The 20,533-nt window shown below is 46.5% G+C and carries 18 protein-coding genes; 4 read left to right on the forward strand and 14 right to left on the reverse strand.

Annotation, left to right across the window (positions count from 1 at the left end; translation table 11 throughout):
• Nucleotides 1-31 precede the first annotated feature (31 nt).
• The 5 genes from ASD40_RS17295 to ASD40_RS17315 all read right to left on the reverse strand — a co-directional run bounded on the left by ASD40_RS17295 (nucleotide 32) and on the right by ASD40_RS17315 (nucleotide 6,371).
• Nucleotides 32-721 (reverse strand): hypothetical protein, encoded by a 690-nt coding sequence (locus ASD40_RS17295; protein ID WP_057304441.1) that lies wholly within the window; start codon nucleotides 719-721, stop codon nucleotides 32-34.
• A gap of 28 nt (nucleotides 722-749) precedes the next feature.
• Nucleotides 750-1,904: a glucose-1-phosphate adenylyltransferase subunit GlgD gene (gene glgD, locus ASD40_RS17300; protein ID WP_082562265.1), complete on the reverse strand. Its 1,155-nt coding sequence runs from the start codon at nucleotides 1,902-1,904 to the stop codon at nucleotides 750-752.
• A gap of 60 nt (nucleotides 1,905-1,964) precedes the next feature.
• Entirely contained in the window at nucleotides 1,965-3,149 is a 1,185-nt protein-coding gene (locus ASD40_RS17305) for a glucose-1-phosphate adenylyltransferase (RefSeq protein ID WP_057304456.1), read from the reverse strand.
• A gap of 7 nt (nucleotides 3,150-3,156) precedes the next feature.
• Nucleotides 3,157-5,061: a 1,4-alpha-glucan branching protein GlgB gene (gene glgB, locus ASD40_RS17310; RefSeq protein WP_057304443.1), complete on the reverse strand. Its 1,905-nt coding sequence runs from the start codon at nucleotides 5,059-5,061 to the stop codon at nucleotides 3,157-3,159.
• Nucleotides 5,062-5,237: 176 nt separating this feature from the next.
• Nucleotides 5,238-6,371: a PP2C family protein-serine/threonine phosphatase gene (locus ASD40_RS17315; RefSeq protein ID WP_057304444.1), complete on the reverse strand. Its 1,134-nt coding sequence runs from the start codon at nucleotides 6,369-6,371 to the stop codon at nucleotides 5,238-5,240.
• 259 nt (nucleotides 6,372-6,630) lie between these two features.
• Between ASD40_RS17315 and ASD40_RS17320 the strand changes: the two genes are divergently transcribed.
• Together ASD40_RS17320 and ASD40_RS17325 are read left to right on the forward strand one after the other, a co-directional pair.
• A complete protein-coding gene (locus ASD40_RS17320) occupies nucleotides 6,631-7,050 on the forward strand; it encodes a YtxH domain-containing protein (protein WP_057304445.1) in 420 nt (139 codons plus the stop codon).
• 63 nt (nucleotides 7,051-7,113) lie between these two features.
• Nucleotides 7,114-7,527 (forward strand): hypothetical protein, encoded by a 414-nt coding sequence (locus ASD40_RS17325; protein WP_057304446.1) that lies wholly within the window; start codon nucleotides 7,114-7,116, stop codon nucleotides 7,525-7,527.
• 793 nt (nucleotides 7,528-8,320) lie between these two features.
• Here the strand turns inward: ASD40_RS17325 and dgoD are convergent.
• The 7 genes from dgoD to fumC form a co-directional block, all read right to left on the reverse strand.
• On the reverse strand, nucleotides 8,321-9,469 hold the full coding sequence (gene dgoD / locus ASD40_RS17330; RefSeq protein ID WP_057304447.1) for a galactonate dehydratase: 1,149 nt from the start codon (nucleotides 9,467-9,469) through the stop codon (nucleotides 8,321-8,323).
• Between the two features lie 81 nt (nucleotides 9,470-9,550).
• Nucleotides 9,551-11,167 (reverse strand): response regulator, encoded by a 1,617-nt coding sequence (locus ASD40_RS17335; RefSeq protein ID WP_057304448.1) that lies wholly within the window; start codon nucleotides 11,165-11,167, stop codon nucleotides 9,551-9,553.
• The gene (locus tag ASD40_RS17340) at nucleotides 11,164-12,918 is read right to left on the reverse strand and encodes a sensor histidine kinase (protein WP_235549287.1); all 1,755 of its coding nucleotides are present in this window, start codon (nucleotides 12,916-12,918) and stop codon (nucleotides 11,164-11,166) included. Before ASD40_RS17340 ends, ASD40_RS17335 begins: the two co-directional genes overlap by 4 nt.
• Nucleotides 12,919-13,031: 113 nt before the next feature.
• Nucleotides 13,032-13,847, reverse strand: coding sequence for a carbohydrate ABC transporter permease (locus tag ASD40_RS17345; RefSeq protein ID WP_029196223.1), 816 nt, complete (start codon nucleotides 13,845-13,847; stop codon nucleotides 13,032-13,034).
• Nucleotides 13,844-14,728, reverse strand: coding sequence for a carbohydrate ABC transporter permease (locus tag ASD40_RS17350; RefSeq protein WP_057304450.1), 885 nt, complete (start codon nucleotides 14,726-14,728; stop codon nucleotides 13,844-13,846). Before ASD40_RS17350 ends, ASD40_RS17345 begins: the two co-directional genes overlap by 4 nt.
• 95 nt (nucleotides 14,729-14,823) lie before the next feature.
• Nucleotides 14,824-16,167: an ABC transporter substrate-binding protein gene (locus ASD40_RS17355; RefSeq protein WP_057304451.1), complete on the reverse strand. Its 1,344-nt coding sequence runs from the start codon at nucleotides 16,165-16,167 to the stop codon at nucleotides 14,824-14,826.
• 485 nt (nucleotides 16,168-16,652) lie between these two features.
• Complete coding sequence (gene fumC / locus ASD40_RS17360; protein ID WP_057304452.1) at nucleotides 16,653-18,044, reverse strand: class II fumarate hydratase; 1,392 nt, start codon at nucleotides 18,042-18,044, stop codon at nucleotides 16,653-16,655.
• A gap of 199 nt (nucleotides 18,045-18,243) precedes the next feature.
• Between fumC and ASD40_RS17365 the strand changes: the two genes are divergently transcribed.
• The gene (locus tag ASD40_RS17365; protein WP_057304453.1) at nucleotides 18,244-18,636 is read left to right on the forward strand and encodes an acyl-CoA thioesterase; all 393 of its coding nucleotides are present in this window, start codon (nucleotides 18,244-18,246) and stop codon (nucleotides 18,634-18,636) included.
• 12 nt (nucleotides 18,637-18,648) lie between these two features.
• Here the strand turns inward: ASD40_RS17365 and ASD40_RS17370 are convergent, their stop codons facing one another.
• On the reverse strand, nucleotides 18,649-19,218 hold the full coding sequence (locus ASD40_RS17370) for a pyridoxamine 5'-phosphate oxidase family protein (protein WP_057304454.1): 570 nt from the start codon (nucleotides 19,216-19,218) through the stop codon (nucleotides 18,649-18,651).
• A gap of 297 nt (nucleotides 19,219-19,515) precedes the next feature.
• On the opposite strand from ASD40_RS17370, the gene ASD40_RS37230 reads away from it, so the two are divergent.
• Nucleotides 19,516-19,683 carry a hypothetical protein gene (locus tag ASD40_RS37230; protein ID WP_156390057.1) on the forward strand — a complete coding sequence of 56 codons (168 nt, stop codon included), beginning with the start codon at nucleotides 19,516-19,518 and terminating at the stop codon, nucleotides 19,681-19,683.
• Nucleotides 19,684-19,723: 40 nt separating this feature from the next.
• Here the strand turns inward: ASD40_RS37230 and ASD40_RS37235 are convergent, their stop codons facing one another.
• The gene (locus ASD40_RS37235) at nucleotides 19,724-19,903 is read right to left on the reverse strand and encodes a hypothetical protein (protein WP_156390059.1); all 180 of its coding nucleotides are present in this window, start codon (nucleotides 19,901-19,903) and stop codon (nucleotides 19,724-19,726) included.
• Between the last annotated feature and the right edge of the window lie 630 nt (nucleotides 19,904-20,533).

The following is a 20,533-nucleotide window of genomic DNA, read 5'->3' on the forward strand; positions in this document are numbered from 1 at the left end:
TCAAGCTGACCATAGAGGCCAGCTGCAGACATTAGGTGCTTGAAAGATGATAATAATCGATGGATATCAATTCTTGCGTTTTCGATTCAATAAAAAGCTTAATTAGTCCTTCCCCCCGCTGAAAGACGATTCCATCTTCCGCCACATAATCGGGTTCTCCTAGCAGCCGCTTCACGTCGGTTATCGTCAACGGAATCCGTTTATCATTGATTTGAACGTGCCCCACCTTGGCTGGAATTTGAACAAAAGTCACGATACCATCTTGGAAACCAATATTCATATCCGGGTATTCATACGTAAAGGCTTCTGCAAATTGGGGATCCTGGACAAACGTTAGTGGATACCCTTTCTTGGCAATGACTGACTCTGTATCATCATAAAGTGAGATTCCCTCTAGGCTATTGAGCATAGGCACCAATGAGTTAGCATCAGCTACCTGGAAATTAGCACCTATATCACTGCTAGATTCTGCTTGGGCAGCGGCAAGAGTAGGCGGCAGAACGGGTAGGAAAGTATTATTGGATCCTTCCGGATTCAGAGTGATGATCCGCGGTGTAAGGATGATCTCCGGTTCACCGATTTGTTCAGAAGTTGTCCACCTGACGATAATCATCGCTAGAATTACGACTAGAAAGAACATAGCTAGCTTATAGACACGGCTGCGGTAGCCCGTCATGTGTGTTAGCAGCTTAGCACCTTTATCACGTAACATTACGTTCATATCTGATCCTCCTACTCTCACCTTTGGATTAGATCACTTCACTTTTCTCCGCCACAAAAGGATGTGCATACTGACCGCATAACACGGCCCCTTGCTCTACTACGACCTGCTTGTCCAAAATAACCCGGTCCAAATACACGCTCGCTTCAATTGCACAATCATGCATAATGACACTATTCTTAACACTGGCGCCTTTACTAACCGTCACACCTGGAAACAAGATACTGTTCTCCACATAGCCTTCAATCCGGCAGCCATGAGCGACGAACGAATTGCGGATCAGCGCGTCATGGTTACAAGCCGTTTCTTGTTCTTCCTCTTTCCGCGTATAGATAAACTCTTGATTAATCATGAATTGCTGCCAGCCTTGCGGTTGCAGGAGATCCATACTGTGCACATAGTAACTGTCTACGGAATCCATAATCGCCATATACCCATGATTGGCATAGCCTTGTACATGAATATCGGCCAGATGAGCCCAGATAACCTCTTTCAGATAGATCTCGCTCCCGCGCCTCAAGCTCCTCTCAATGAGATCAATCAGTAGTTTCCGCTCCATAACCATCGTGTCCAAATCAATATTCTGCGGTGTTAAGCACGGCAGAGCGTGATAGGTGGGAGAGGCGCTGATCACGCGGCCTTGATCATTCATCTCCAAGTTGTAAGCGTGACCAATATGAGCATGACGGTCAATCTCTGTCAAATGTTTAAAAAGGACCGTAATTTCCGCGCCGCTGCTGAGGTGATAGTCGACCATATTTTCAAAATTAGAGCGATAAATAACACTGCTAGGCGCAAGCAAAATATAGGTTTCAGTGCATGACTTTAAGTAATCGAGATGACTGTACAAATGTAGGAGGTCGCCATGGTCGACAGTTCGCGTATCACTCGCGGGATCAATCCATAGGGAGAAAGGCGGGAGAATAGAGACCCCTCCTTCTTCCGAAGCGTCTAAACCCCAGTGATGCCCGTCGCCCACATGTTCAAGCAGTGAATCCGCCTTCGAATTGGCCAGAACGATGACTTTCTGAATCCCCGAATTGCTCATATTGGAAAGTGCGAAATCGACCAGTCGATACCGACCGGCAAAAGGCACAGCAGCGACACAACGATTGCGTGTAAGCGTTGATAAATCATCCTGTTCATTCATGAGATTGATCATGCCAAGAACATTTTTCATCATACACTCCTCCTAAAAGTTTTGTGTTAGCAAAACTTGCATCGTAAGCATTTACTACCTCGATTAACCGAAATTCAGCCTCGTATCCGTCAGCTTAGCAGGTATCACAGCTGGATAATGGCGTCCTACCACTGTTTTCTCACCTACGGCAGTAATCTCTGTACCTCCTGGCTTACCTACAATAGCTCCATCTTTAATAATGGATCCTTCTCCAATAACAGCATTAAGAATAAGTGCATTCTTTCCAATCTGAACACCCGGCATGATGACACTGTTCAGGACTCTACTATTTTCTCCAACCCTAACGCCATCAAATAGAACTGAATGACTTACATTACCATGAATGGCTGCACCGTCTCCTATCACCGCATTGTTCACTCTGGCACTTAGTGAGACATGGCTTTTCGGAAGATCACTCTCTTGGGTAAGCACAGGCCATGTATCGTGATCCAATTGCAGCCTTGGCGTATAACCAAGTAAATCCATATGGGATTCCCATAGGCTTTCAATCGTACCGACATCTTTCCAATACCCTTCAAAAGGATACGCAGATAAATAGGCCCCTGCCGCCAGCAGTCCAGGAATAATATCATGACCAAAATCATGACTAGACGTCATATCTTTCGCATCTTGTTCGAGGCATGCCTTCAGCACATTCCAATTAAATATATACACGCCCATGGAAGCCAGATTACTAATAGGTTTGAGCGGTTTCTCAGCAAATCCGGTAATCCGGTGATGCTCGTCCGTGTTCATAATGCCGAACCGGCTTGCCTCTTCCCATCTCACTGGAATAACCGAAAGCGTTGCATCAGCTCCAGAAGCTTTATGATGTTCGAGCAAAGCTCTGTAATCCATATTATAAATATGATCGCCAGAAATAATTAACACGTAGCTTGGATCATACGAACGAAGGTAGGATATATTTTGATAAATGGCATCCGCTGTCCCCGAATAAGCATCAGGTGCGCCAACCTGCCTTTCCAGAATGGAGATACCGCCGCTTTCGCTCGTCATGTCCCAGGCTTCCCCATTGCCAATATGAGCATGCAAGACAGCAGGTTTGTATTGCGTGAGCACACCAACTGTATCAATCCCAGAATTACGGCAATTGCTCAAGGTAAAGTCGATGATTCTATATTTCCCGCCAAAATGAACAGCTGGTTTAGCGATATTTTTAGTTAAAGGACCCAATCTAGTACCTTGACCGCCGGCTAATAGCATGGCTACACATTCCTGTTTCTTCATAGTCATCTCATCCTTCCTTTGGAATATATTTAATTACGATTGCTGCAAGGGGAGGTATCGATACCGTTATGCTGTGCGGACAATCTTGGCATGTCCACTCTTCAGAGACTAGCGTACTGCCGTTCGTCACGCCGGATCCGCCGAATTCTTGCTTATCGCTATTAAAAACCTCCTGATAACGCCCTGGCCTCATCACCCCTAGTCGATATCCCTCATGAGCCTCAGGCTTAAAATTACAGACAACGATGAGCTGTTCATCGCCGTTTTCCGAGTTCCGAATGAAAGTCACCAGACCGTCGCTTTTATCCTCCGCGTTAATCGGTTCGAAACCGCTCGGTTCATAATCCAACTCCCATAAAGCTCTCTCCGCTATGTAGAAGTGATTCATCGTTCTCACAAAATGCTCAAATTGCTGATGTTCTTCGAATTTCAATAAATCCCATTCCAGCGAAGCTTCCGAATTCCAATCATCCATCTGACCGAATTCGTTCCCCATAAAAAGCAGCTTTTTGCCCGGATGTCCCATCATATAGGCGTACAGCACTCGCAAATTAGCGAATCGCTGCCAATGGTCGTCACCTGACATTTTACCGAGAAGGGATTTGCTGGAATGAACCACTTCATCATGCGCGTAGGTGAGAATATAATTCTCATCCCAAGCATTTAGCAGCGAATTCGTCAATTGATCTTCCTGACTGCTGCGTTCTTCCTGATTTTTCTTCATATACCCAAGCGTGTTCCACGTAAAGCCTAAGTTCCATTTGTAATTAAAGCCTAGTCCGCCATTCTCGACGGGAGCGGTTACGCCTGGATAAGAGCTCGTATCCTCCGCCATCATCAGTGCATTGGGATACCTAGAGAATACGACGGCATTCAGTTTCTGGAGGAAGGCAATGCCTTCGAGATTCTCATCGCCGCCCTGTTCATTCACAATACGGTCCTCTTCTTCTCGATCAAAATTCAGCGATAATATGCTATAAACCGCATCCACTCTTAACCCATCAATATGATAAACATCCATCCAAAATAGGGCATTGGAGATTAAGAAACTAAGAACCTCGGGCTTCGCATAATCGAATACCTGTGTCCCCCAAGTAGGATGTTCACCTTTTCGGCTGTCTGCATATTCATAAAGCGGTGTCCCATCGAATCGGGTCAAGCCGTGAGCATCTTTGCAGAAATGTGCGGGCACCCAATCCATAATGACGCCAATCCCCTTCTGGTGGCAGCGGTCTACGAAGTACATGAAGTCCTTCGGCGATCCAAACCGACTCGTCACCGAGAAATAGCTGGTTACCTGATAGCCCCATGACGCATCCAGAGGATGTTCCTCTAACGGCATCAGCTCAATATGGGTATAACCGCGTTCGTGTACATAATCGACCAGCTCGTCAGCTAATTCCACATAACTGTAGAATCCGCCGTCTTCCTTGCGTTTCCAACTGCCCAAATGCACCTCGTAGATAAGGAGCGGCTGTTGTAGAAATTGATTTGACGTGTTGTTCGTCAGCCAATCCTCATCCCGCCATTCATAACCATCCAATGAGGTGACAATCGAAGCGGTTCCGGGCCGAAGCTCAGAATGAAACGCATAAGGATCTGACTTTAGATAGCATTCATCGTCCAAAGTGACGATTTCATATTTATATAGCGTGCCTTCACCGAGTTCCGGAATGAACAGCGTCCATACGCCATCTGCTAGCGACATCTGGTGATTGCTGCCATTCCATCCATTGAAGCTGCCTGAAACGTTAACCTGCTTGGCATTTGGCGCCCAAACTGCGAAGTTAACCCCCATCTGACCACTGCGTTCTTCCACATGGGAACCCAGAAAATGGTAACTTTGATACTGTGTACCTTCATGCAACAAATATAAAGCGTCTGAACTGGCTTCCGATGCCAATGTCGTCATCCCAATTCCTCCCAACGTGTTGGACTGATACTCCTTATTACACGCCTTCGGGTCTATTGAAACAAAAAACGCACAAGTTTTATTCCCCATTTGGGATAAAATTTGTGCGTTCGTTATAGTTATAAACCACTCTTCGCCTATCCGCTGTTTGGTACCATGTTTTTCATCGCTAACGACTACGTTGTTATCATAACCAAGCACATATCGTCTTGCGGAGAACCCGTTTTGACATAAGGATAAATACGCTCAACCAAGCCATCGGGATCGTGCGTCGTCGTCTCCTTCAAGCTTCCCAAGATTTTGGTGATGCCGTCCTCCTGTTCATCATCGAGCCACTCCGACAGGCCGTCTGTGAACAAGACAATCCGGGCTTCCTTCTCATAGGGGATCACACCTTTGGTAATCTCAATCCCCTCAAAAAAGCCGAGTGCACAACATCCTTCTGACAGCAATTCCACTTCACCATCCAGAAGGGCAATGCCAGCAGGATGTCCGGCATTCACATACTCAATCGTGCGCTGTTCCGTATCCAAAACCATATAAATCGCCGTAAAATAGTAATTAATCAGATTATCAGATTGATGCAGCTGATTCATCCGTCCGTTCAGCTCACGCATCACGCCTTCCGGATCACAAATGTTCGTGATGGTATCCTTCAAAGCCGAATAAATGTACATGCAGACAAGCGAAGACGAAATGCCATGTCCCATCATATCCAGCAAAATAATCCCATGCCGATTCGGCCCAATCGGATACCAGGCATAGAAGTCACCCGCGAGCTCAGAAGAGGGTTTATAGACTGCCGAAATCTGAATACGCTCATCCTTAATGGGGCTGCTCAGTACACTAAGCTGCACTTGTTTGGCCAAATCAAGCTCATACTTAATCCGCTTGTCCCGCTCTTTGTGCCAATCCTTCTCATATTTCAAGCGGAGCGTAGAACGAATACGCGCAAGCAGCTCCACCTTATTAATCGGCTTCATCACATAATCGAGTGCCCCGGCATCCAATGCTTCAGCCAGCTTATTGGAATCCCCCATCGCCGTCACGAAAATAATCGGAATATCCCGGAACCTTTCGTCGGCTTGAACTGTTCGACAAGCTTCCACCCCATCAATTTCCGGCATCATCATATCCATGAGAATCAAATCAACCGGCACTTCAACCGTGCTTGGTGAATCCATATCTAATAATTGATACAGCTCTCGGGCAGAGGACACCATGACTAAATCGGTGTAACCGGCTTTCAGCAGGATTTTTTCAATAATAAGTAAATTTGTCGCGTTATCGTCTACTATTACAATACTCATTGCTCAAACCCCTTTCGGGTAAAAGTTTACGGAAACCCTCAACGTAGTTTACCATAATTTATTATCAAACATGTTGATCGTTTATTTTATCTACTACCCATTTGAAAAAAATTCAATCACGAAGATGCTTGGCCACCTTGCTTATATAATGAAACGGAAATAAAAATGAGCTTTGGTGTTTCAAATGAAAGAAAGAAGGTTACATCCTGGTATGAAGCATGGCAACACCACAACACCCAAACTAAAGGAGAGATGACTCATGAGTGAAGCAGTCGGAACAAATAACAAAGGCGGACTATTGTTAGGTTTAGTAATCGGCGGCGCTGTTGGCGCGATAACCTCATTGTTATTAGCCCCTAAAGCCGGGTCGGAGCTGCGTGAAGACCTGTCGAATACGTATCGCACATTCAATGATAAAACAAGCCAATTGGCTTCCGCTGTAGGTCAGAAAACACAGGATATTGTCTCGACCGTAAGCGACAAAACACAGGATATCGCGTCAGCTGTTAATGAGAAGACTCAGGAAGTTGCTTCAGCAGTCAGTGAGAAAACAAAGGATATGGCAGCCTCCGTTAGCCATCAAGCTTCAGAAGCCGCTGATAAGGCCAAAGAAAGCAAACAGCTTGTAGCTGAATCTTTGCAGGCTGCCAAAACGAATTACCAAAACAATCAACATTAAGGTATCACATAGATTCGTAAGGACTTCGTACGATTGGACGTATGCTTGAATGGAGGAATTACAATGGATAAAAGCACTCTGCATCAACAGTTAACCGATTTAGGGCTAGATCGTATCGAATACACAGAGAAATCGGTCTATAAATTCGATATTTATCACGATGCCACATCAGCCGCCTATCCGCTAACATTAACCACATACACCTCTGAGCATGGGAATACAACCGTTCATTTTCATGAAGCCGACTTTCAAGAGAACGAATTCGTTCCTCTGCAAGTTCGCCGGACGGCGTTGGACAAACTAATTGAATTAGAGCGGATCTGTAACGGTTCAGCAGGCAAAACCTTGGCAGAAGCCAACAATGGCTCCATGGCACAGGATATGGGTGAGATGAAGAAGCTGGGTAATGAAATGAAATATATGAAGACGAATAGCGAACTGCTGGAAAAGAATATGATTCCTGATCCGATTCAGTAACTCAAGGATAAACGAAAGAGCGCGGAAACCGTGCTTAATCTGGAGCGCCAGAGCAAATAAGCGCGAAAACCGCGCTTACAGCCAGAGCCATGCGAGCCGAAGCCCGCCAACTGAGTCTGAGAAGTCGGAAATCGACTTCTCAGGCTGATCATCTCGCGCATCAAAGCAGATTAAGCGCGGAAAACGCGCTTAATCTGGAGCGCCAGAGCAAATAAGCGCGAAAACCGCGCTTATTGCCGGAGCTATGCGAGCCGAAGCACGCTAACTGAGTCCGAGAAGTCGGAAATCGACTTCTCAGGCAGATCATCTCGCGCATCAAAGCAGATTAAGCGCGGAAAACGCGCTTAATCTGGAGCGCCAGAGCAAATTAGCGCGAAAACCGCGCTTACAGCCAGAGCTATGCGAGCCGAAGCACGCTAACTGAGTCCGAGAAGTCGGAAATCGACTTCTCAGGCAGATCATCTCGTGCATCAAAGCAGATTAAGCGCGGAAAACGCGCTTAATCTGGAGCGCCAGAGCAAATAAGCGCGAAAACCGCGCTTACAGCCAGAGCTATGCGAGCCGAAGCACGCTAACTGAGTCCGAGAAGTCGGAAATCGACTTCTCAGGCAGATCATCCCGCTCGTCCATGCAGATTAAGCACCATATCCTCAAACTGCTAAATTCCTACACAAAAACAAGAAGAGCCTCAACTCCATTTCCATGGAATTGAGGCTCTTTTTTGCTCTTCCTTGCTCTTTCTTGCTCTTTTTTGCTCTTTCATGCTCTTTCTTGCTCTTTCCTGCTATTTCATTTACCACTCGGCTACGGTACCATCGGCTTGACGCCAAACGGGATTTTTCCAACTATGACCAATTGCAGCCATCTCTCTTACTTTATCTTCATTGATCTCGATGCCAAGACCAGGCGCAGTTAGATTGGCTACGAAGCCTTCTTCATACTTAAACACAGAAGGATCTTTCAAATAGTCGAGCAAATCACTGCCTTGATTGTAGTGAATGCCGAGACTCTGCTCCTGAATGAAGGCATTCGGAGAGCACGTATCCAGCTGTAAGCATGCTGCCAAAGCGATAGGACCTAACGGACAGTGCGGTGCAATTGCAATATCGTAAGCTTCCGCCATCGCGGCAATTTTGCGTGTTTCCAAGATGCCTCCGGCATGGGAAAGATCGGGTTGGATAATGTCCACGATGCCTTGGGCAAGCAGCTCTTTGAAGCCCCAGCGCGTATACATCCGCTCACCAGTCGCAATCGGACACGAGGTGTAGCGAGCGATCTCTTTAAGCGCTTCATTATTTTCAGGCAAAACAGGCTCTTCAATGAACATAGGCCGGTACTGCTCTAGTTCCTTGACGATGATTTTGGCCATCGACTTGTGAACACGGCCGTGGAAATCGATGCCGATGCCAACGTCTTTGCCGACGGCTTCGCGTACCGCGGCAATGCGAACAATAGCTTCATCGACTTTGCTGATGGAGTCGATGTAGTGCATTTCCTCCGTAGCGTTCATTTTCACCGCCGTAAATCCAGCCGCGACCTGCTGTTTGGCCGCTTGACCTACGTCGCTCGGGCGGTCCCCGCCGATCCACGAATAGACACGCGTCTTGTCGCGGCAAGCGCCGCCAAGCAGATCATAGACGGGCGCATTATAGAATTTGCCCTTAATGTCCCAGAGCGCTTGCTCAATGCCTGAGATTGCGCTGGTTAAGATCGGTCCTCCGCGGTAGAAGCCGCCGCGGTACAGCACTTGGAACATATCCTCGATCCGCATCGGATCCCTGCCAATGATATGGTCGCTCATTTCCATCACCGCGGCTGCAACGGTATCCGCCTTGCCCTCTACAACGGGCTCTCCCCAACCCGTAATGCCTTCATCCGTTTCGATTTTCAGAAATAACCATCTTGGCGGCACCTTAAACAGTTCCAATTTCGTAATTTTCATGATCATCGTCCTCCTCTATCCCATGTTGAATTCGCTGGGCAAGACCAAACTCCTCTCACCCGTCAGCGGTTAATTTGTTCTCTACGAATATTGATCTCGGTACTCTTGCGGAGTCATGCCATAATGCTTCTTGAACGCATGGTTAAAGGAATGCGGGCGTTGATAGCCAAGCTGTGTCGCGATTTCATAAATCTTATCCTGACCATTCTTCAGCAAATAAGCGGCTTTATCCATCCGTGCATGATTGACGTAGTCGCTTAAATTTTCACCCGTTTCAAGTTTGTAGATCTTCGATACATACACCGGATGCATGTACACATGCTCGGCAATCGATTGTAAGGAGACGTCGCTAGCTAGATGCTGATCGATGAAAGACCTGATATCCTTGATCAGCGTTGCACGGCTATCTTGCCTTTCTTGATCCATATCTTCCTTCATGCGCCTCAAAGAACGGATCGACCATTCGCGCAGCTGGTTCACCGTACGAAACGGTATACCTTCCATCATCCGTTCATAATCACCGCCAATGAGCTGATGCAGCTGCCTGCCATTCTTATGCGCAATGTAAGCAAAAGCGGATGCGATCGAGAAATAAACCTCTAATAGATGTTCCTGAGATTCGGAAAATCTGACTTCCATTTCATCAAAAATCTGAGACAGCTTCTCCTCCGTATCTTCCCATCTTGCTGCTTCCAGCAAATGATTGAGCGTTGGCGGTTCATATAGCCTTTGCAGGGCTGACAGTTCGGCCTGAACAGATTCATCACCCAGCCGCATGAACAGCTCGTGCTCACTCCCGATGCGTTTGCGAAAGGCACTAAGCGAGCTATTGTAGAGCGCATTGATTTCGACCGGGAACTCGCCCCAACTGCTCAGGAGGATGGATATCTTGCCTTTCAAATAATTCTTTACGGCCGATTGAAGCACAGAAGCCGTACGTTCCAGCCATGCAGCATCTTCCTTGTCAGGTGTTTCCTGCTTATGCTTCATCACAAATACCAAATAATCGTGAGCATCCTTCGTATGCCAGCTATCGAATTTTTCAGAAAATAGTTCGTGGGCCATATTGCTAATCGCATATTCCATTAACGATAAATGACCAGTATCATATTCCAGGAAATTCGATTCCAACCGAACCATCATCAATACGCATGCATGCTCATGATAATCAGGGAGCTCCAGAATCTGCATTTTCTCTCGAAGTGACTGCTCCGATATTTTGTGCCCTTGAAGTAAATCATTTAATAAGTTTCCTCGAAGTAAAGGGAGGTTTTCCTTGAATGTATACGTAAGACGCTGCGTAGAGATGACGGCCTCCCATTCCTTCTGCAGCTTCTCCATCACTCGGCTGACAGTAGCCAGTAGAGCTTGTTCAGTGACAGGCTTCAGCAAATAATCCTCCGAGCCCTGTAGAATCGCTTCTTTGGCATAGTTGAAATCGGAGTAGCCGGATAAAAGAATACACTTGGTCTTCGCCCAACGACGGTTGATCTCAGCAATTAATTGCAAGCCGGAGATCCCTGGCATCTGAATGTCCGTAATCACGATATCAATCGACATTTGCTCGAGCAGCTCCAGCGCTTCTTTACCGGAATAAGCCTTAAAAACCTGTTCAATCCCGATAGATGCCCAGTCAATCGTAGACTGAAGCCGATCCACGACATGCGCTTCGTCATCGACAATCAACAGTTGAATCATCGTTTTATCACCTCTGTGGCTAGATCACTCTCCTGCGAATTATGTTTCCAAGTCAGCACTGCCCTTAAACCGCCGTTAATTAATCGCTCAAAAGTAAGTCCGGAGCCTTCCCCGAATTGATAATACAAACGGTGGTGGACATTCCATGTTCCACAGCCAATCTCATCGGACATTGGAGCCTCTAGCTGTTTTAGCAGCTTATCTAATCCCGCTTCATCCAACCCTCCGCCGTTATCTTCAACAATCAGTCGGTTCCAGCCGTCTTTTTGCTCACCGGTAATCGTAATTCGATCACCTTCTGCGCTGCGCTCAATCCCATGGACAATGGCATTCTCTACTAACGGCTGTAAGATAAGTCGGGGAACCCATTCGCTGAGCATCTCTTCCGGCACAGATATCTCATATTTTAACCGGTGTATACGGAGATTCTGAATCGTTAAATAATGGCCTACCAAATCCAGCTCTTCTCGCAACCGTACGCTTTGTTTTTCCACTCTAGTGGTGTAACGGTAAAACTCAGCTAAATTTTGCGACATCGCTACGACCGATTCTTTGTCTTCCATCTCTGCTGAATTGATAATGAAGAACAAGGAATTATACAGAAAATGCGGGTGAATCTGCGATTGCAGCTGCTTCAGAGTCGCTTCACGTGAACGTATTTTCTCCGCATAAACATCCTCTACAAGCACTTGAATTTGCTCGGCCATCTCATTAAATCGCTGGATGAGAAAATCAAATTCATTTTTGGCTTTATACGCGATCCGAGCCGATAAATCGCCTCGTTTCACTTGCTGTACACTTTGAATCATCTTGCCAATCGGGATTTGCACGTTGCGATACAGCAAGAAAGAAGCCAGAATACTCATCACAAGCAGCAGAGCAATAGAAACGTAAAACAATTTACGCGTCATCGTAATAGGAGAAAGTATCTTCTGTACAGGTACATAATCAACCAAGTACCAATCCAACTGTTCCGATTTGACAATGCTGATCAAATATTGCTGATTCGCGATATCAAATTGAACTTGGCCGGTAAGCGGTAAGCCTTGACCAGCCAATCTTTCATGGATCGTATGCGTAATCGACGGATTAGATGAGCTGTTGAAAATCGCCCTATTCTGTCCATCAATTAAAAAAGGATCGCTTCGTTTATCTTGTTTGTACACATCCAACAATTGAATCATATTCTGCACGCTGAACCTTACTTGATACAGCACATTAGCTTGACTGGCAATTTGGGCACGAATCGGCTCACTGATTTCCCTAACGAACGACCCTATCCCATTGTCGCCCTTGCGTTCCTCATACGTCCAGGTTCGCTTAATTGGGCTGTCCCAAGGCCAAGCATCCGTCCCATTCACAAAAATACTGGAAGATAACACTTGCTTCCCATGTGGAATGGCAATAGTAAGTTCATTCACCCATCCGCTGGAGACACTTTGGAGGCTAAGCTTTTGTATAATACGTGACTGTTCTTTCAGCATGTCATAATCGGGCGACTCATTCCTGTCGATAAACTCCCTTATGTAAGGATCGCTGCCGAGAATGACCGGTGACATTGCTAATCGCTCCACGTCCACATCCAGTTGGTGCATGAAGAAAGACAGTTGATTTAAATTCGATGACTGAATCTGGTCTTGAACAACGTTATTCGTTATCCGATTCGTATAGCTGTAGAGCAGCACGATTGGGATAAGAAGTAGGACCAATAGGATGAGAATTTTGCTGAAAATATTAAGTTTATACGGCACGCTGGGTTCACCTTCCATGCTTCTGCTAAGCTTTCTAACTTAGAGTTAACTATACGAGAGAAGTCATCCAAAGAAAAGGCGACGACTACCCTCTTATTGTTATGTCTTCGTTATTAGCCTTTAACTGCACCAGCAGAAAGTCCGCTTACCACGTAGCGTTGGGACACTAAAGCAATGATCAGAACTGGAAGTGTAATGATGCAGGCCGCAGCCATCAGCGCACCCCAGTTGATTTCGGAATAGGACATAAAGTTAAACACAGCGATCGGCAATGTTTTTGTTTTGTCCCCTGCCAAAATAACGGAGAACATAAAATTGTTCCACGAAAATATGAAGGAAAGCAGCGATGCAGTGATGACACCTGGTCCTGAGATAGGCAAAATAATGCGTAGAAACACTTGATGATGCGTACATCCATCGATAAGACCAGATTCTTCAATTTCCGTAGGAAGCGCCTCAAAAAAGGAGATCATAATCCAAATAATAAACGGTAATCCAACGAGCATATGACTAAGAATTAACGCTGTATACGTGTCCACCAAATGGATCTTGGAGAACAGGATGAACCAAGGAATCAAGAATGTGATTCCCGGAATAATTCTCGCAACTAAGATGAGAAGCCCCAGCTTGTGAAGGTGATGTCTTGCAATGGCATATGCTGCAGGAAGACCTAGAATGAGAGATAAAAGCGTTGAACCAGCTGCAACAAGGAAACTATTCCAAATAAACTTCAGGAAATTGTACTCTTTGAATACACTGACATAGTTATGAAAAGTCGGTTTGAAAAAGAAGATATTGCCCGTCGATAAAATCTGTGATTGTGTCTTAAAAGAAGCCAATAACATCCAGATAAATGGAAAACCAAAGGCGATTAGGACTAGGAACGTTAGCAGCGTTAGTATAAATTTTAAGCCCTTCTTTGGCTTCATGATGAGGTTCCCTCCAATCGTTTGCGCATCCATATCATAAATAAAGTTAGTCCCATCACCAGAGCAAAGAAGATTACAAGTAACGATGAAGCCATACCCAGCTTAAAGTATTGGAAACCGAGCACATAGCCATACAAGTTCAATGTCTCTGAAGCAAAATTCGGTCCGCCTTGTGTTGTCGCATAAATAATATCGAACGTTTTGAGCACATCGATTAAGCGCAGCATCGCCGCTACAATGATCGTAGGTTTCAGCAAGGGCAGCGTTATGGAAACGAATTTTCTCCATGCCGTTGCTCCGTCCACATCTGCCGCCTCATAAGGATCCGTTGGCAGTGTAGCTAAGCCTGCCATAATAATGAGAGCAATCATCGGTGTCCATTGCCAGACATCTACAATAACAAGGGAAGGTATAACCTGATTAGGTGAAGCTAGCCATAGTAAAGGCTTTAATCCCATCGATTTGAGCATCATATTGGCTATCCCGATTGTCGGCTCATAGATGAGCATCCACACCAAGCCCATAGCTACCGGTGTTGCTACCATGGGCAGCAAGAATACCGTTTTTACGAGGTTTTTGCCTTTGAATTCCCTAGACAGCAGCAAGGCAATCGCGATCCCCAGGATAATTTCAAGCCCAAGGGCCATGATCGTGAAATAGAACGTTGAACCTGTTGCATGCCAAAAGCGCTCATCTTTGAATAAGGCGATATAATTTGACAACCCTACAAAGAGTGGCGGAGTTGTTGCGGACATGCTCCACTCATAGAAGCTAATTCGGAATGTATAGATGATTGGAAACAACATCATCAACAAGACGAAGATGACCGCCGGAAGCGTATAAATCCATTTGAGATTGCGGTTAAACCAACTGTATTGCATGACTTCATTCACCCTTCCTGATGAAATTGTACCCTTATGCAAAGGGTGAAGAGGGCCACTTGAGATGACCCTCATTTATTGCTTTCACGCTGTATTTATTTCGTTTTATCTTTATCCATAATCGCTTGCAAAGCTGCATTGGCTTTGTCTGCTACCGGCTGAATGTTCGTTTCACCGGTCATTAATTTTTGTACGATTTCACCAACGGCATCACGAGCTTCACCTACACTAATTACCGTCGGACGGTCGTGGTCAACACCGTTTTTGGAGCTTTCTTTAATGATAGGAACAAGATCAGCTGGGAAGCCTGTCGTACCTTCTGGTTTATCCCAAACCGATGTACGGGCGCCTGGGTTCCCTTTTTGCTGCGTTTTCAGCACGATATCTTTGCTTGTTGCCCATTCAATGAATGCCCAAGTCGCATCTTTGTTACCTGATTTGGCATTCATCGCTAGACCCCAAGATGTAATACTATAAGGCTTAGAACCAGCTTTACCACCTGGCATAACGGCAAAACCAACTTTATCGGCGACTTGGGACTTCGCTGGATCTATCGCATTTTGGTACAGTGAGTTTGCATCCGTTAGGAAAGCAACTTTCCCTTGAGCGAAAATACCGAAAGCTTGCGGCCAAGACATATTAAGTACGCCTGGAGGCGCATAATCTTTAAGAAGCGTGCCGTACGTTGTAAATGCTTTAATCGCTTCTGGCGTGTTAATCGTCGCTTTATCGCCATTCGTGAAGTCAGCACCTTCTGAATATAGGTAGGAAGATACTTGCGTAACTAGCGGTGAACGTTGGCCCCTTGCCACAAAGCCGTACATCTCGCTTTTAGGATCATGCAGCTTCTTCACCGCAGCTTGCAGTTCATCTAATGTTTTAGGTACCGCAATGCCGGCTTTTTGCAGCAAATCTTTACGGTAGTACAAAATTTCTTGTTCCGTGATAATCGGAATACCAGCTAGCTTCGCATCTACCGTTGTGGAGCCAACTGCGGATTTAGCAAAGTCGGCAAAGTCATAGTTCTTTGCTTTTTGAGCGTAATCATCGAGCGGTTGAAGCCAACCGTTTTTATAGAATAATTTGCCCTCTTGAAGCGGACGATACATGAAAACGTCTGGTGTTGCAGAACCGGATGTAAATTGTACCGTTAATTTTTGTGTCAGCTGATCCTCGAAGAAGCTCTCAACGTTGACCTTGATGCCCGTTTCCTTCTCGAAGTCTGGAAGCAAAGGCTTAATCGCCTCAGCCCAAGGATGGTTCGCTGCCACTAAAGAGATCGTCTTTCCTGCAAAAGGCTTTGCATTCGCTGCGGTTGCTCCTGCTGAAGCTGCTGGTTGTTTCGCCGCCTCCGGCGTGCTCCCGCATCCTGCAACAAACGTTGCTGCCATAATAACTGTCGTGCCAACACCGACCCATTGTTTCAATGATTTTTTCATCTGATATGTGACCTCCCAGGTAATCTGAAATGTATGTGCTTACATATCTAAGAGTACTTGATTCTTATATTCCGTTATATAACGAAAATTAAACATGCATAACTACATGTGAAGGGAAAAGGTGGGTGGGGAGGATGGAGCTGTCTTCGATAGACAGGTTAGGACCTGTGAACTACATTGGAAGCCGATTTCGAAGATTGCTGAAACCCTGTGAACAATATCAGATCTGCTGCAGCCTGCGGCTGAGGATTTTGATGCATTTAGTACAGTATATTTACCCGAAAACAGTCGAAGTTGACCAATTGGGTTGAATTTGATGTATTTTTTGCATCTTAATTGTATGAGCAATTCACTCGAATTTGCTGCACTTTTTGCAGTTGGGTGCGGGTGGGACTTGCACAAAAAGAGGTTGAGCTGCAGTCTTTAACTGCGGCCCAACCTCTTTTGTGGTGGAGACACTCCCTCCGCTCCCCCGTAGCTCATCATCACGTTGCCTTCGGATGCACCATGTCTTCCGGACGCACGTAGCTGTCAAACTGCTCAGCGGTTAAGTAGCCGCTGCGCACGGCTGACTCCTTCAGCGTCAGCCCTTCTTTGTGGGCTTGCTTCGCGATGCTGGCCGCTTTCTCATACCCGATATACGGGTTGAGCGCTGTAACCAGCATAAGGGATTGCTCGAGATTGCGCTGAATGACCTCGCGATTCGGCTCCATGCCAACGAGACAGTTGTCATTGAACGAGCGCATACTATCAGCCAGCAGCCGCACGGACTGCAGGAAGTTGTGAATAATTACGGGCTTGAACACGTTCAGCTCGAAGTTGCCCTGGCTGGCGGCGAAGCCGATGGCCGCATCGTTGCCCATCACCTGGCAAACGACCATCGTCATCGCTTCGCTCTGCGTGGGGTTGACCTTGCCCGGCATGATCGAGCTGCCGGGCTCGTTCTCCGGGATCGTGATTTCACCGATCCCGCAGCGGGGACCGCTCGATAGCCACCGCACATCGTTGGCTATCTTCATCAAGTTCGCCGCCAGCGCCTTCAGCGCGCCGTGGGCGTAAACGATCTGATCATGGCTGGTCAGCGCATGATACTTGTTCGCGGCCGAGACGAAGCGCGTGCCCGTCTCGCGAGACAAAGCTTCGGCGACGCGCGCGCCGAACTCGGGATGCGCGTTCAGCCCCGTGCCGACGGCGGTGCCGCCGATAGCCAGCTCGCGCATCGTATCGACGCTGCTGCGCACCATGCGCGCCGTCTGCTCCAGCATCGCCCACCAGCCGCTGATCTCCTGCCCCAGTGTCAGCGGGGTGGCGTCCTGCAGGTGGGTGCGGCCGATCTTCACGATGTCGGCGAAGGCCGTCATCTTGCTCTGGAGCGTAGCCTGCAGAAGCTCCATCGCAGGCAAAAGCTCTTCCTCCACCGCGATGACGCCAGCGACATGCATCGCGGTGGGGAACGTATCGTTCGAACTTTGCGAACGATTCACATCATCGTTGGGATGAATGCGTTCCCCCCCATCCCCCAGCAATTCGCTGCCTCGATGAGCAATCACCTCATTGACGTTCATGTTTGACTGCGTCCCGCTGCCCGTCTGCCAGACGACGAGCGGGAACTCGTCGTTCCAGCGGCCCTCCACGATTTCATCGGCAGCCTGCGCAATCGCCTCCGCCTTCTCTGGAGATAACCCGGCTAGCTCGCGGTTCACCTGCGCGGCGGCCTTTTTCAACAAAGCAAAAGCCCCAATCAACCGCACCGGCATCCGTTCCGTGCCAATCTTAAAATTCTCATAGCTGCGCTGTGTCTGAGCCCCCCATAACTTATCCACAGGTACTCTGATTTCACCCATCGTATCCTTTTCAACGCGATAATCTTGCGCCATTTTGCACCGCCTCCTGAACCTAGCTTTATATACAGATAAAATAAGTTAACCAATCTACTGACATCACCAAACACGCAAGGCATAGTTTGCCCACATTATGGAGCAGTATGAGCCTTTTACTGGTTTTCACACCCGTAGGAGAGCTATAATGAACAAAAACACCTGCCCATGCCAGGTGTAAAAGAAGGAGCTCATTTTCATGGAATCCAAACTTGATATTATCGTCAGATCAACGGAAATTGATGTGAATGGACACGTCAATAATGCCAAATATTTGGAGTACCTAGAATGGGGGCGCGAGGAATGGTATGAGCAGTCCCAGCTATCCTATGAAACCTTTGGCGCGATGGGGATTCAAACTGTTACCGTGAACATCACCATCAATTATAAAAAAGAATGCAAACAAGGAGATCAATTAACGGTCACCTGCCGCCCTGACAAAATGGGACGCTCCAGCTATGTGCTGAAGCAAGAGATTTTCAACAAGCAAGGCGAGCTATGTGCTGATGCCCTTGTCACCAGCGTAACGATGGATAGCGCGACGCGTAAAAGCCGAGAAGCGCCGGAGGCGTTGCGGAAACATTTTGACTAAAAAAATGCGATCTTATACAGTGTCTGTGGATAACTTTTGACCGAGTGTCGTCAGCAGTCCGTCCATGCTTGTCACGTTTTTTGCTTGCCAATAGTCATTCAACCCTTGCTCGCCTTGTTTCGTCGCCCAATTCTGCAGGGTTTTCCGCTCTCCTTCATACGTGTAAAAGGGAACACTGTAACCGCATGATGTTTTGACCTCATGGACTTGGACGACGATGATTTGCCGAGCTCCTGGCAGCAACGTAAACCGCGGAGACAGTTTCTCCCACTCTGGGGTACCTGGCAAAACAACTTGCCCCTTCCCATACAGGCGCAGTATCATCGGAGGTCCTTCCACGGCTGTGAACATCAACGTAATTCGTCCATTCTCCTCCAGATGCGCGCTTGTCTCATTCCCGCTCCCCGTTAAGTCCAAATAGGCCACTTCATTCGCAGATAAAATACGCAGCACATCATGACCCTTCGGAGAAAGATTAACATGCCCTTCCGCCGATAGCGGTGCCGATCCCACAAAGAAGATGTGCTGCTTCTCGATAAATGCTTCATGCTCCGGCAGCAGCGCTTCAAATGATTTCCCCATACGCGAATCATCACCTTTCCATTTTCTTCTATTATGCTCTCCCTTACGATATTTGTGAAATAGTTAAAATAGACATTCTTTATAGTCTTTACCTATGATTAATAGCGGTTACATTCTAATATCAAATAAACTGCCTGTATGTTTACTGGAAAATAGAGACATACTTAGTTAGTCAAAGATAAACGGCTTACGCTGTCCTTTAGGACGAGTGCGTTTATCAGGGTTGATGCCTTAAGTTTAAGTTCAACGTTAACTTATACTTACTAATCAACTGAAACTTAGAGGAGGTGATTTCAAATGTCAACGACCAACAGCAGTGATGATGTGGTGAGCCATGGCATTAATGCCGCACAGGCCAACGCGGAAGATAGCGAATCTAAACAAAAAGTGGAGGAATTAAACTCCTTGCTTCAAGGTACAGCAACAAACTCCAGCGCTAATGAAGAAACGTCCTCACAGGAGTAATCCGTTGCAAATCATTTTAGATGATTAAGAATTAACATCGTTAGATAAGTATAAAGCACTGCAAAAAGAGCTTTTCCTGCTGGTCTATGAGACCGAGGAAGAGCTCTTTTTTGGGGATTTTAGGTTGATGAGGCTGAGTGAATACTGCTGTAATCCTTGACCAGATGAGTGCTTTAGCTACTCCATTTTCCACATTTGTACAACCCATTTTTTGCTCCACCTCGTTAAGCACCCCTTTTCCAAACTTCACTGCTCTACTTCATTATGCTCTACTCAATTCCACATATAACTACTTTTCCACTTTTCTAGTACAGCTGCATTCTTCCGCCTTTTACTTGCTTACTTCCTTACTTCCTCAATACCGCTCATTCCTCCACACTTTTACTTCTCTACATTGAACTACTCACTTCTGCACCCCTATTTCTTAACTTCACTAATACCGCTATACCCCTCCATCCTCTACAGCTCTACCCCCTCTTGTACCACCCATTGCTCCACTCTTCTACTTCTCTAAACCCACACTGCAGCTACACATTTCTGCACACAACTACTTTTCCACTTCTCTAGTACAGCTACATCCCTCCATCCTTCTACTTCTCCATTTCCTCTTGTACCACCCAATTTCTCCGCTTTTCTACTTCTTTACTCCACCATATCACCTTCGGCGAAATAAGAGCCTCCAGAGACTGCTATTTCTCTATTTTCATCCCTTTTGATCAAAATAGAAGCCTTTCGGAGTACGTTTCACAATGTAATTTATTTGAGAAGTTACTTCACCAATTTGAGTAGGTTCTTTTTTAAAAAACTAAGCTGAAAGTTGAGGGGTATTCATGGCTTGATTAATTCGATT

Origin of the sequence: Paenibacillus sp. Root444D2 (genome assembly GCF_001426375.1) — a bacterium.
Taxonomy (GTDB): Bacteria; Bacillota; Bacilli; order Paenibacillales; family NBRC-103111; genus Paenibacillus_E.